The sequence below is a fragment of the Archaeoglobus sp. UBA230 genome (assembly GCA_002507545.1).
Taxonomy (GTDB): domain Archaea; phylum Halobacteriota; class Archaeoglobi; order Archaeoglobales; family Archaeoglobaceae; genus Archaeoglobus.
Genome location: DAVR01000024.1, coordinates 29,859 through 42,437, shown reverse-complemented (window position 1 = coordinate 42,437; position 12,579 = coordinate 29,859). Strand labels below are relative to the sequence as shown.

Here is a 12,579-nt window from a genome sequence, read left to right as displayed (position 1 = left end):
TCCATGGAGAAAACTTTTGTTATGGTAAAACCTGATGGGGTACAGAGAGGTCTCGTTGGAGAAGTGGTCAGTAGACTTGAAAGGAAGGGGCTGAAGATTGTTGCGATGAAGATGCTCTGGATAAAGAGGGAACTTGCAGAGAACCATTATGCAGAGCACAAAGACAAACCCTTTTTCTCATCCCTCGTCGAGTACATAACGAGTGGACCTGTTGTTGCGATGGTTGTTGAGGGTAGGAACGCAGTAAAGGTTGTCAGGAGCCTTGTTGGAGCCACAAATCCTGTAGAGGCTGCAGTTGGAACAATCAGAGGTGATTTCGGATTAGATGTGGGAAGGAATATAGTCCACGCGTCTGACTCTCTTCAATCAGCTGAGAGAGAAATATCTCTGTTTTTCGACGAGAAGGAGATAATTGACTACGAGAGGATTGACGAATCCTGGATTTACGAGGAGAGATGAGCAAGGAAAAGAAGGATGAAAAGCCGCTTAGGACACCGATAGTGGCTGTATTAGGGCACGTAGACCATGGTAAGACAACTCTTCTGGACAGGATCAGAAAATCAAGGGTTGTTGCAAAGGAGGCTGGGGGAATAACCCAGCACATCGGAGCGACTGAAGTTCCCATTGATGTGATCAAGCAAATCTGCAAGGATATATGGAAGGTTGAGGTCAAAATCCCTGGCCTTCTTTTCATTGACACTCCTGGCCATAAGGCATTCACAAATTTGAGGAGGAGAGGAGGGGCTTTAGCAGACCTTGCAATTCTAATTGTGGATGTGAACGAGGGCTTCAAGCCACAAACCGAGGAAGCTCTGTCAATTCTCAGGACGTTTAAAACTCCCTTTGTGGTTGCGGCAAACAAGATTGACAGAATTCCGGGATGGCAGAGCCAAGAAGATACACCTTTCATGAAAAGCTACGCAATGCAGGAGGAAATTGCAAGGCAAAATCTTGAAAACCGCATTTACAGCTTGGTTGCTGAACTGTACAGATACGGATTTTCAGCAGACAGATTTGACAGAATAAGTGACTTCACGAGGACTGTGGCAGTCGTTCCCATTTCTGCTCTGAAAGGTGAGGGTATTCCTGAATTGCTGCTAATACTCGTTGGACTTGCGCAGAGGTACCTTGAAAAGAATCTCAGACTTCACATTGGCGGTAAAGCAAGGGGCACGGTGCTTGAGGTTAAGGAAGAGAGAGGGCTCGGCGTTACGTGTGATGCTATCCTTTACGATGGAACGCTTAAAGTTGGAGATAAAATTGTAATAGCTGGAAAAAATGAAGTTATAGTTACAAATATCAAGGCAATCCTGAAACCCCCGCCTGTACGAGAGATGAGGGTCGAGAGCAGATTTAAGAATGTGAAGAGTGTTACGGCTGCTGCTGGAATAAAGATTGTGGCACCTAACCTCGAAAATGTGCTTGCTGGAAGTGAGTTTGAGGCTGTTGAGAGTGAAGAGGATGTAAAGGCCTTTGAGGAGAGAATGAAGAGGGAGTATGAAGAGATCGCAATAAGAACCGATGAAGAAGGCATTGTTCTTAAAACAGACACTCTCGGCTCTCTTGAAGCTTTGATAAACGAGCTGAGACTTGAAAACATACCGATAAAGAAGGCGGAGGTCGGAGATGTTGATAAAAGGGATGTGGTGGATGCTTCAGCGAATAGGGATGAGCTCAACAGGGTTGTTCTCGCATTCAACGTTAAGCTTCTTCCTGGAATTGAGGAGGAGGCAAAGAAGTACGGGGTTAGGATTTTCTCGCATGAGATTATCTATACTCTGCTCGAGGATTTTGTCAAGTGGAGGGAAGAGGAGAGACTGGCGAGGGAAAGGCAGAAGGTTGAAGCTCTGATTAAACCCGGAAAAATAAAGCTGCTCAAAGAGTTCATTTTCAGGAGGAGTAAGCCAGCAATTGTCGGTGTCAGGGTGCTTGCGGGAGAGTTAAAGAGAGGCGTGGATTTGGTCAAGCCTGATGGAACAAAAGTAGGGGCGGTGAGAACGATGCAGAAGGAAGGAAAGAACATTGCGGTTGCAAAAGCGGGAGACGAGATTGCAGTCGCGATTGAGGATGTCACAATCGGCAGACAGCTTGAGGGTGATGAAGTACTTTATGTTGATGTCCCTGAAAGGCATGCAAAAATAATAGAGCGTGACCTCCTTGACTCTCTCGATGGAGATACAAGGAATGCTTTTCTGGAGTTTCTGGAGATAAAGAGAAAAGAAAATCCATTTTGGGGCAAATAGCATGAAGGCAATTGTGTTTACAAGCAAATATTGCCCCTACTGCAGGCATTTTGAGACAGTAGTTGAGAGGCTTAAGAAGGAGGTAAACATCGAGTTTGAGATTGTGGATGTGGACGAGAAGTGGGAGTTGGCTGAGAAATTTGAGGTTGTGATGCTACCAACTCTTGTTTTGATCAACAAAGGAGAGGTAGTGGGAGGTTTTATGGGTTTTGCAGACTATAACACAGCTCTTGAGGCAATGAAAGAGCAGATTTCTGAAATAAAAAATCTAATCTGACAAGATGGTTATGTGACTTTTGTCAATAAGGGTCAAGATATTGTTATAAAACTTAGCATGAGCTATATGACATGAAGAGGCTACTTGTCGTATTTGCAGTAATGGCAATATCAGTGCTTTTGCTTGGGTGTGCACAACAGCAACCTGCAGAGAAGGAAGAGGTAAAGGCGTTAACCATAGGTGTAACTGACAAGATAACAGACCTCGACCCAGCCAACGCTTACGACTTCTACACGTGGGAAGTTCTGAACAACGTAATGGGAGGGTTGATGAGGTACAAGCCCGGAACAACGGAACTTGAGCCATACCTTGCGGAAAGCTACGAAGTGCAGGATGATGGCTTGGTTTACGTATTCCACCTGCGAAAGGACTTGAAGTTTGCCGACGGCACACCATGCAAGGCCCAGGATGTTGTCAGAAGCATTAAGAGAGTCATGTCAATACAGGGCGATCCGTCGTGGCTCGTAACAGATTTCGTGAAAGATGTTGAAGCAGTTGACGAGTACACAGTCAAGTTCACGTTGAAGAAGCCCACATCCTATTTCCTCGCTCTACTCGCCACGCCACCCTACTTCCCGGTCCATCCCGCATACAAGGAAAACGAAATTGATACTGACCAGACCGCGGGAGGAGTTGGACCCTACAAGATCGTGGAGTGGAAGAGAGATCAGGAGTTAATCCTCGAACCTAACCCATATTTCTTCGGTGACAAGCCAAAGACAGACAGAATCGTTGTAAGATTCTACAAGGATGCTACAACTCTCAGGCTCGCAATTGAGAAGGGAGAGATTGACATTGCGTGGAGAACGCTTACACCAATAGACATCGAGTCTCTGAAAGCCAACGCCAACCTAAAAGTGATTGAAGCTCCCGGTGGTTTCATAAGATATCTCGTGCTCAACGGCAATGAAAGCACGGAATATCCAACGAAGGACGTGAATGTAAGAAAAGCCATTGCGGCTGCAATAGACAGAAATGACATCGCTGAGAGAGTATACAGAGGAACTGTGGAACCACTGTACTCCTTAGTGCCGATCGGAATGTGGAGCCACATTGATGTTTTCGAGGAAATGTACGGTGACGGAAACATAGACCTCGCAAGGCAGTATCTGCAGCAGGCTGGATACAGTGAGGATAACAAGCTGAAGCTCGAACTGTGGTGGACTCCGACGCACTACGGTGACACGGAGAAAGACCTCGCTCAGGTTCTGAAGGAGCAGCTTGAGAAGACTGGAATGATTGAGGTGGAGCTAAAGAGCGCAGAATGGTCAACTTACGTTGACTATGCCAGAAAGGGAGCAATGATGGCATCCCTCTTTGGCTGGTATCCTGACTATCTTGATCCAGATGACTACACCACGCCATTCCTTAAGTGCACTGCAAACAACTGGCTTGGCTACCCGTACTGTGACGAAGAAATGGATCAGATGCTCGAACAGGCATCTATTGCAACATCTATGCAGGAGAGAGAACAGCTCTACAAGCAGATTCAGCAGAAACTCGGAGAGGATGCACCAATTATACCACTGATTCAGGGCAAGTTGACCATTGTGGCGAAGAAGAACATTGAGGGCATAACACTCGACCCAACAATGATATTCAGATACTACCTTATATATGAAACAACTTAATAAATTTTTTATTTTTTATATTCTGCCAATCTTCACAAAAAATATATACTTGAGCAATAGGCAGCCTTCATGGAAGAAAACTTGTTCGTAGCTACTGGTCTTTTTATTATACTTGCCCTCGTTCTAATACTTCCGTTCCGTGTTAAAAGGGTTGAGGAAAATCTCGAACCCTTTTTCCTGATAATGGGTATAGCGTCGGTCACGGTAAGCGGTTTGTGGAGCTACGAATTGGTTATCGAAGCTGTTGAAACTCCTTTTAAAATTACAGAGTTTGCTGGAATTCCAATAGGAATATTTCAAGTGGTACTCATTGTGGGTTTGCTCATACACTTCTTCAACAAGCAGGTTTACTCTTTTCTTGTTTCAGTGCTCAGAAGGCTTGGGATGAGGGTATTCGCTTTTGTTGTAATATCAGTCTTTGGACTTGTCTCAAGCATAATTTCTGTGATTGTTTCAGCAGTAATTCTTGCTGAAATCGCACTTGTGACACCCCTTGAGAGAAAAAGAAAAATCGAGTTCGTTGTGATAGCGTGCTTTTCTGTAGGTCTTGGTGCTGCTTTGACTCCAGTTGGTGAGCCACTTTCAACCATAGCAATCAAGAAACTCAATGAAGACTTCTTCTATCTTGTAGAGCTCATTGGAAAGTACATAATTCCATCTGTCATCGTTCTTGGGATATATGGCGCTTTCAGGGTTGGTAAGGTATCAGTGGAGAAAATAGAAGTTCCTGAATACGTTGAGACGATAAGAACTGTCGTAGTGAGAGCGATCAGAGTTTACGTCTTCATCGCAGCTTTAGTGTTGCTTGGGGAAGGATTTACACCAATAATAGACTGGTATATTTCAAAAATACCTCCGGAGATTATTTACTGGGTGAACATGATTTCAGCAGTTCTCGACAACGCAACACTTGCAGCAGCGGAGATTGGACCACAGCTAACGGAACTGCAGATCAAGGGTGCTTTGATGGGTCTGATAATTTCAGGAGGGATGCTAATTCCGGGAAACATACCTAACATCGTCGCAGCAGGGAGATTGAGGATTACAATGGGTGAGTGGGCGAGAATAGGGGTCCCGCTTGGTCTTTTGATGATGGCGATATTCTTTGTGCTCATTTACTTTGTCGGGGTTTGAGTTTGAAGAATTTCTTTTAAAGGGCCTATAGACAAGACGAAAAAGTGCGGGGGGAGGGATTCGAACCCTCGAACCCCTACGGGACGGGACCCTGAATCCCGCGCCTTTGTCCGCTCGGCAACCCCCGCCTGAAAGTCTCTCACGGACTGGATTTATGAGGTTTGTGGTTTCAAAACAAATAAATTCCCTTCGTTTTAGTTTATGAGAGTGAAGGCTGTTGAATGCAGAGATGTCTGGATGGTTTACAGGAATTTTATGGAAAGGGGAGTAACAGCCCTTAAAGGGGTTAGCTTGGACATTGAAAATGGAGAGATTTTCGGTATTTTAGGTCCAAATGGGGCGGGAAAAACAACCCTGATCTCTGTTCTTTCAACAATTCTTATCCCAACCAAGGGGGAGGTAAGGATACTCGGAATAGATGCCTTCAAAAACACTAAGAAGGTCAGAGAAAGGGTGAACATAACGAGCGGTGTGAGGTTACCGTGGGGAATGAAAGTATATGAATGTCTTAGATTCTATGCGCTCTGTTATGGAATCACAGACAGGAATGTAATTGAAAAACTAATTGCAGACTTTGAATTGGAAGATTACAGAAACACACGGTTCGACGATCTTTCTGCTGGAAATAAGCAGAAACTGAACCTTGCAAGAGCTTTTCTTAATAATCCAGAAGTGGTTTTTCTTGACGAGCCCACAGCGAACCTCGATCCAGATATTGCCAGAAAAATACGGGAGATGATACTCCAGATTATAAAGGAGAAGCACACCACCATAATCTTAACCACCCATAACATGAGAGAGGCTGAGATGCTCTGTGATAGGATTGCTTTCATCAGAGACGGTAAAATAATCGCAGAGGGCACATCTGAAGAACTCAAAAGGTTTACGAAGGCAAACGAGAGGGTGATTGTGGGCTTCAAGAAACCTGCTTTGTCTTCGCTACCCACTACCTACCCATACGAACTCGATGAAAATTCTGCCATTTTCTACGTGGATGATGCTGAAAGATTTGCTCCAAAAATAGTGCTGGAATTAAGTAAAGCGGGTATTGAGATAGAATATGTAAAAATGGAGGAGATAACACTTGAAGACGTCTTCATCGAGCTTTCGGAGAGTAATTAGCGAAACGATTGCCTTTACCTATCGAAATTATGTCGTGACCAAAAACGAATTTTACGCAATATTCGAGATGCTTTTCTGGCCACTTGTAACCTTAATCTCAGTTGGTCTGCTTGGAGAGTTTCTGTATCTCAGCAAAAATGAAGTCGCGTTCATAATTATTGGCGTAATTGCTCTCAGCGTTGTACACATCGTGCAAATTGATGTTACTTATGTTATGCTGCTTGACATGTGGAGCATGAGCTTGAAATACATAATCGTCTCGCCGATACCTTTCTACAGGATGGTTGTTGGTGCTTGGCTTTTTGGTGCTGTAAGGGGTACAGTGTCTTTAACGTTGCTCATTCTTCTTAGCTCCGCCTTCTTCAACTTCTCCTTTGAACTTCCCTTATCAGCAGCAATCATATTTACAATCGGTCTTTTCGCAAGTGCAATCCTTATAGGAATCTTTAACTGTGTGCTAATTCTAATTTTCGGCAGAAGGGCGGAAATCTTTGCTTGGACGTTAACAGCAATAATCTTGATTTTTTGTGGGATTTATTACCCTGTCACCATTCTCCCAGAGCCCTTTAGAACTTTTGGCCTTCTTATCCCAATCACCCACTTTCTTGAATACTTCAGGTCTTTCTATGGTTTCTCTCCAACCTTGGAGAATCCACTTGTACCTGGCATCGTTGAGACTGTCATCTACCTTCTGCTCCTTCTAATCGTTGCAGAACTTAGTATGAGAAGAGCAAGAAAAACAGGACTTGTTTTGAAGCTTTCTGGATGACATCGAAAACATTTTAAATGGATTTTTTGAAAAACAGGCAATGAAATTCAAGTGCGTACTCTACACATGGAGCGACATTCAGAAGCTCTGCAAGCTACTTTCAGAGAAGATCAAGGAGAGTGGTTATAGGCCTGAGGCCATAATAGCAATTGCAAGAGGTGGATGGGTTCCGGCGAGAATAGTCTGCGATCATCTCGACATTAAGGAACTATACAGCGTAAAAACAGAGCACTGGGGCGTAGTTGCCACAACAACAGGAGAAGCGAGAATTACTCAACCCCTGAACGCCAACATAGAAGGCAAAAGGGTGCTGATTGTTGATGATGTTGCTGATACTGGAGACACGATAAAAGTTGTTTCAGAGCATGTTAAAGAATTCTCTCCTGCTGAAGTAAAAGTCGCCGTAATTGACTACAAGAAAACGTCCAAATTCGTGCCAGACTTCTATGCTGCGGAAATGGAAAGCTGGAAGTGGATAGTCTATCCTTGGAGTATTAAGGAAGAACTGAGGGACCTTATAAACAAAGCTGGAGCGAAGACCGTTGAGGAGGCGGTGAAAGCGCTGAAGGAAGAATTTGATATCGAAGTGAACGAAGATATGGTGAGAGATGTTCTTTCCGACTGCTGATATAGAAAAGCTTAGAAGGATCATAGAGGTTGCAAAGGGGGATAGAAGGGCTGATTTGGTTGTTAAGAAAGCCCAGATTGTAAACGTCATTACTGAAGAGGTAATCGAAGCAGACATAGCGATTTGTGGGGATATAATCGCGGGCTTGGGGAGCTATTCTGGCATCAAAGAGATTGATGCCCGAGACCTCTATGCCGTGCCAGGATTAATTGATGCCCACACCCATGTCGAGATGTCTATGCTCGCCCTATCAGAATTTGCCAGACTCGTTGTTCCACGAGGAACAACAGCCGTTATTGCAGACCCGCATGAGATTGCCAACGTGCTCGGCAAAGATGGGGTTAAGCTTTTACTTGATGAAGCAGAAAGCTCACCTCTGAGACTTTTCTGTTTAGTCCCATCCTGTGTCCCGTCATCTCCTCTCGAAACGTCTGGAGCAGTCATCAATGTAGAGGACATTTCAGAGTTGCTCGAACTCGATGGCGTCATCGGACTGGCAGAGGTTATGAACTATCCGGGAGTTGTCAATGCCAATACGGATGTCATCGAGAAGATTTTGGCTGCAAAGGGGAAGGTTATTGACGGGCATGCGCCGGGATTGAGCGATAAAGCCTTAAACGCCTACATCTCCGCTGGCATATCTTCCGACCATGAGTCCACGACCCACGATGAGGCTTTAGAGAAGCTCAGATCAGGAATGTGGATTATGATCAGAGAGGGATCTGCTGCGAGGAACTTGAAGGCTTTGAAGAGTATTGCCGGAAACAGACACACCATGCTTGTAACTGATGGAGACAGGAGCGTGACAGATATAATTAAGGAAGGTTATCTTGACTACGTTTTCAGAAGGGCTGTTGAGGAGGGCATTGACGAAATCAAAGCTCTTCAGATGCTCACACTTAACCCGGCAGAGTACTTCGGAATCAACGCTGGAATCATAGCTCCTTCGAGATTTGCGGACATTGTTCTGCTGGAGAACCTAAGACAGTTTAGGGTGAAAGAGGTTATAGCAGGTGGAAAAATACCAGAATTCAAACTATTCAGACATCCTGAGTGGGTGAAGAGGACAGTCAGGGCGAAAAAACTCACTCTGGAAGATATCAGGATAGACAGAGCAGGAAAAGCAAGGATTATAGAAGTTTACGATGGCGAGATTGTTACTGGAGAGAGTGTGGAGTTTGTGAGCGGAATAGACGTTTCAAGAGACATTCTGAAGGCTGTAGTTGTAGAGAGGCATTTGGGAAGCGGAAGAGTTGGAAAGGCTTTCGTCAGAGGCTTTGGATTTCAGAGAGGTGCCATTGCTCAGAGCATTGCTCACGATGCTCATAACATTGTCGCTGTTGGAACGAGTGATGAGGAGATATGCAGGGCGGTGAACAGAGTGATAGAGCTTCAGGGGGGAATTGTTGTTTCGGACGGGAAAATAAAGGCCGAACTTCCATTGCCTGTTGCTGGCATAATGAGCGACGAAAAAGCGGAGATTGTGGCTGAGAAGCTAAGAAGGGTCGAGGAGGCGATAAAAGAACTGGGATGCAGGTTGAAATCTCCAGTGATGACTCTCTCCTTCATAGCACTGCCTGTAATTCCCAAACTAAAGGTTACAGACCTCGGACTTGTTGATGTCGTCCATTTCAGAATTGTGGATATGTTTACCTGACGCAGTCAATCTCAGGTGAGTATTTCTTGATGTCAATTACTGGTGATTCGTCAAGTGCATCGAGCCATTTAACTTTTAAGATGTTTTTCTTAACCTCCACAACCTCTACAACACAGAAGCCAATTGGGTTTGGTCTGCTTGGAGACCTTGTTGAAAAAACACCTCTCTCCTCCGTTTCGCCCGGAGGTACAACCTTCAGCTTTTCCCTGCTTGCCCTATCCATCCAGTAAAGGACAATAACATGCTCACACTTCTCAACACCATCAAGAGCATCGCTGTATTCGTCGAATACTACAATCTCTGATACTTCTTGGGACTGTCTTCCCTGTCTCGGCGCTTCGTCCATACTTTTAAAGGGTGATTTAACAATTCCGACTGGTTTCAGGGAGATTTCCATGGGGATTATAGGCATAGGAGCTATTTACCTTTGCGGTGGCTTCCAAAATTTTTTATTCTAACTGTTTCAACATTCTTCTAATGAAAACGATAATAATGGCAGGAGGTTATGCGACGAGACTCTGGCCAATCACAAAAACAAAGGCAAAACCCCTACTGCCCGTTGGAACTAAAAAAATAGTGGATATTATCTACGAAAAGGTTTCGAAATTTGATTCTGAAATTCTCCTATCAACAAACAAGCGTTTTGAAGAAGATTTCAGGAGATGGGCTAAAGACAAGGACGTGAAGGTTGTTGTTGAGGATACTATGAGGGAAGAGGAGAAGCTGGGGGCTGTAAAGGCTCTGGCCCAAATAGCCAAGGATATTGATGAGGACTTCCTTGTTGTTGCCGGCGACAACATTTTTTCCTTCGATATTGATCCCCTAATTGAATTATTCAACGAAAAGAGGAAGCCTGTCACAGCACTCTATGATGTCGGAGATTATGAACTTGCCAGAAGATATGGAGTTGCTGAGCTGGATGGTTGGATCGTTAAAAGGTTTTACGAAAAGCCTGAAAAACCACCATCAACCCTCGTCGGCATTGCGATTTACGTTTTTCCCCAGAAAGTTGCGGACATACTTCTTAATTATGTGGAGAGTAGCGAAATGAGCGATAATCTCGGAGACTTTCTCAGCCATCTCTGCGAAAACATGGATGTCTATGGCTACGCTTTCACGAACGGTAACTGGTATGATGTGGGAAATCCAGACTCTTACATCGAGGCCTTTAAATTCTACACTGACAGTCACGTTGACAAGAGCGTCGAGATTGGCAAGGCCGCCAAAATAATCGAGCCGGTTGTAATCGAGAAAAATGTAGTGATAAAGGGCAGATCAATAGTTGGGCCTTATGCCTATATAGGGGAGGGCTGTGAAATTGAATCCTCCGATGTAAGCGAAAGTGTGGTATTCTCCAAAACCATCATTAAGAAAGTCAGGCTCTGGAGAAGCATTGTGGATGACGCGTGCGAGATCAGGAATATCGAACTAAGCAGCTCAATCATCGGTGGACACGCGAGGATACAGAGGGGATGAGGGTAGCGATTATTGACGGATATGTTGACGAACCATCATGCCTCGGCGTCCCACCCTACATCGCTCCATATCCACGTTACATTTACGGGATGCTTCGCACACTCGGACATTCAGCCACTTATTTTACAATAGACTATCTCAGGACGAATTACGAGATTCAGAGAAAACTAAGAGCTTTTGATCTTGCAGTCATCATTGCGGGAATCGCTGTTCCCGGGAAATATCTTGGCGGAAATCCTCTCAGCAAAAAAGAACTCTTATCTATTGGAATGGCAAAAAGGAACATTCTCGTTGGCCCCATAACACTGGAACTCTCAAAAAAGGAAAGATTGGCGCTTCAGGATTCCAACATTGAGGTAATTGACTTTCCCTTCGAAAGAAAGCTTTTCTATTTACTTAATGGTGCAGAATACAACTTAAACAGGTTTGCCGCTGTGGGGGCAGAGGTGGTAAAGCAACACCCGGACTTTCCACACATAATCTGCGAAATCGAAACTTATCGCGGATGCTACTGGGGAAAGTGTTCCTTCTGCATTGAGAGAATCCACAGGTTATGGCTAAGAAGTCCAGAGGATGTTCTGAAAGAGGTCAAAGCCCTTTACGATTGTGGAGTAAGGCACTTCAGACTTGGCAGACAGACGGACTTTCTCACGTATTTAGCAGATTTTGAAACTGCAGACGGAATTCCCAAACCCAGCCCTGATTTGATGAAAAAGTTTCACAGAGCTTTATGGAGCCTGTGTCCGAAGACAAAAACGCTCCATCTTGACAATATAAATCCCAAAACGATTGCTGAGTATCCGGAGGAGTCAAAAGAGGTTATAAAGACCATCATCCTCTTCCAAACTCCGGGAAATGTGGCAGCAATGGGTTTGGAAAGTGCAGATGAGCGAGTGGTGAGGAAAAACACCCTATGCGCAACTCCAGATGATGTAATGAAGGCCATCGAGATCGTCAACGAATTCGGAAAATTTCCGGGTTATAATGGGCTTCCATACTTCTTGCCGGGGATTAATTTTGTTGTGGGTTTAAAAGGAGAGACAAAAGAGACATTTGAGCTGAACTATGAGTTTCTCGAAGAAGTAATTAATAGAGGTCTCCTCCTGAGGAGGATCAACATAAGGCAGGTCAAGATATTTCCCGGAACGCCTATGGAGAAGGAAGGGGATAAAAAGCTGCGGAAACACAGAGCACAGTTTTTAGCTTTCAAGAAAAAGGTTAAAGAGAATATAGACATCCCGATGATGAGAAAAATACTTCCTAAGGGTAGGAAGATCACAGATTTGCGTGTTGAGGTTACTGGAGAGAAAATTAGTTATGCACGACAGCTCGCTACATATCCGATTCTCGTTAAACTTGTTGGAAATTACGAGAGGAACCGATATCTTGACGCAAGAGTTGTTGACCACAGCCACCGTAGTGTTACAGCCGTGGAAGCGGATATTGACGTAAACTCCGCAACTCTCGAACAGCTTGAATTTGTGCTCGGTAAAGCAGGACGAGAAGTTTATATTCAAAGACCTTTTAAAGATGTCGTGGAGTTTAAGGGCATAGCGGGAAAGATGGGATTGATTTACTTCTCCATCGGTGGGGAGAAAAATTAGTTAATTCCGAGATTAAACCCTTCAAAAGTGGATATGAT

12 protein-coding genes and 1 tRNA gene are annotated in these 12,579 nt (G+C 44.4%); 11 read left to right on the top strand and 2 right to left on the bottom strand.

Going from position 1 to position 12,579, the window contains the following annotated elements:
* The first annotated feature begins 3 nt into the window (after positions 1-3).
* From ndk to BP688_RS06385, 5 genes are all read left to right on the top strand, one after another.
* Positions 4-459 carry a nucleoside-diphosphate kinase gene (gene ndk / locus BP688_RS06405; protein ID WP_290598070.1) on the top strand — a complete coding sequence of 152 codons (456 nt, stop codon included), beginning with the start codon at positions 4-6 and terminating at the stop codon, positions 457-459.
* Positions 456-2,243 carry a translation initiation factor IF-2 gene (gene infB / locus BP688_RS06400; protein WP_290623565.1) on the top strand — a complete coding sequence of 596 codons (1,788 nt, stop codon included), beginning with the start codon at positions 456-458 and terminating at the stop codon, positions 2,241-2,243. The genes ndk and infB overlap by 4 nt, the downstream gene beginning before the upstream one ends.
* Before the next feature lies 1 nt (position 2,244).
* Positions 2,245-2,520 (top strand): thioredoxin family protein, encoded by a 276-nt coding sequence (locus tag BP688_RS06395; protein ID WP_290598068.1) that lies wholly within the window; start codon positions 2,245-2,247, stop codon positions 2,518-2,520.
* Positions 2,521-2,591: 71 nt separating this feature from the next.
* Complete coding sequence (locus tag BP688_RS06390) at positions 2,592-4,151, top strand: ABC transporter substrate-binding protein (protein WP_290598067.1); 1,560 nt, start codon at positions 2,592-2,594, stop codon at positions 4,149-4,151.
* Between the two features lie 69 nt (positions 4,152-4,220).
* Positions 4,221-5,285, top strand: a complete 1,065-nt coding sequence (locus BP688_RS06385) for a DUF1646 family protein (protein WP_290598066.1) — start codon at positions 4,221-4,223, stop codon at positions 5,283-5,285.
* A gap of 45 nt (positions 5,286-5,330) precedes the next feature.
* Here BP688_RS06385 and BP688_RS06380 read toward each other — a convergent pair.
* Positions 5,331-5,413, bottom strand: a tRNA-Leu gene (locus BP688_RS06380).
* Positions 5,414-5,492: 79 nt separating this feature from the next.
* Between BP688_RS06380 and BP688_RS06375 the strand changes: the two genes are divergently transcribed.
* The 4 genes from BP688_RS06375 to ade are packed head-to-tail and all read left to right on the top strand — an operon-like array spanning position 5,493 to position 9,461.
* The gene (locus tag BP688_RS06375; RefSeq protein WP_290598065.1) at positions 5,493-6,407 is read left to right on the top strand and encodes an ABC transporter ATP-binding protein; all 915 of its coding nucleotides are present in this window, start codon (positions 5,493-5,495) and stop codon (positions 6,405-6,407) included.
* A complete protein-coding gene (locus BP688_RS06370) occupies positions 6,370-7,176 on the top strand; it encodes an ABC transporter permease (RefSeq protein ID WP_290598064.1) in 807 nt (268 codons plus the stop codon). The genes BP688_RS06375 and BP688_RS06370 overlap by 38 nt, the downstream gene beginning before the upstream one ends.
* Before the next feature lie 40 nt (positions 7,177-7,216).
* Entirely contained in the window at positions 7,217-7,804 is a 588-nt protein-coding gene (locus tag BP688_RS06365; protein WP_290598063.1) for a phosphoribosyltransferase, read from the top strand.
* Positions 7,785-9,461 (top strand): adenine deaminase, encoded by a 1,677-nt coding sequence (ade, locus tag BP688_RS06360; RefSeq protein WP_290598062.1) that lies wholly within the window; start codon positions 7,785-7,787, stop codon positions 9,459-9,461. Before BP688_RS06365 ends, ade begins: the two co-directional genes overlap by 20 nt.
* On the opposite strand, the gene tsaA is transcribed toward ade, so the two are convergent.
* Complete coding sequence (gene tsaA / locus BP688_RS06355; RefSeq protein WP_290598061.1) at positions 9,454-9,858, bottom strand: tRNA (N6-threonylcarbamoyladenosine(37)-N6)-methyltransferase TrmO; 405 nt, start codon at positions 9,856-9,858, stop codon at positions 9,454-9,456. The genes ade and tsaA overlap by 8 nt on opposite strands.
* Before the next feature lie 80 nt (positions 9,859-9,938).
* On the opposite strand from tsaA, the gene BP688_RS06350 reads away from it, so the two are divergent.
* Together BP688_RS06350 and BP688_RS06345 are read left to right on the top strand one after the other, a co-directional pair.
* Complete coding sequence (locus BP688_RS06350; RefSeq protein WP_290598060.1) at positions 9,939-10,937, top strand: NDP-sugar synthase; 999 nt, start codon at positions 9,939-9,941, stop codon at positions 10,935-10,937.
* The gene (locus BP688_RS06345; protein ID WP_290598059.1) at positions 10,934-12,541 is read left to right on the top strand and encodes a radical SAM protein; all 1,608 of its coding nucleotides are present in this window, start codon (positions 10,934-10,936) and stop codon (positions 12,539-12,541) included. Before BP688_RS06350 ends, BP688_RS06345 begins: the two co-directional genes overlap by 4 nt.
* The last annotated feature ends 38 nt before the right edge of the window (positions 12,542-12,579 follow it).

Bases quoted from the DNA above. Each gene is read 5' to 3' on its own strand.
- infB (WP_290623565.1), top strand. From the start codon at position 456: ATGAGCAAGGAAAAGAAGGATGAAAAGCCGCTTAGGACACCGATAGTG.
- ade (WP_290598062.1), top strand. From the start codon at position 7,785: ATGTTCTTTCCGACTGCTGATATAGAAAAGCTTAGAAGGATCATAGAG.
- BP688_RS06365 (WP_290598063.1), top strand. From the start codon at position 7,217: ATGAAATTCAAGTGCGTACTCTACACATGGAGCGACATTCAGAAGCTC.
- BP688_RS06345 (WP_290598059.1), top strand. From the start codon at position 10,934: ATGAGGGTAGCGATTATTGACGGATATGTTGACGAACCATCATGCCTC.
- BP688_RS06350 (WP_290598060.1), top strand. From the start codon at position 9,939: ATGAAAACGATAATAATGGCAGGAGGTTATGCGACGAGACTCTGGCCA.
- ndk (WP_290598070.1), top strand. From the start codon at position 4: ATGGAGAAAACTTTTGTTATGGTAAAACCTGATGGGGTACAGAGAGGT.
- BP688_RS06395 (WP_290598068.1), top strand. From the start codon at position 2,245: ATGAAGGCAATTGTGTTTACAAGCAAATATTGCCCCTACTGCAGGCAT.
- tsaA (WP_290598061.1), bottom strand. From the start codon at position 9,858: ATGGAAATCTCCCTGAAACCAGTCGGAATTGTTAAATCACCCTTTAAA.
- BP688_RS06390 (WP_290598067.1), top strand. From the start codon at position 2,592: ATGAAGAGGCTACTTGTCGTATTTGCAGTAATGGCAATATCAGTGCTT.
- BP688_RS06385 (WP_290598066.1), top strand. From the start codon at position 4,221: ATGGAAGAAAACTTGTTCGTAGCTACTGGTCTTTTTATTATACTTGCC.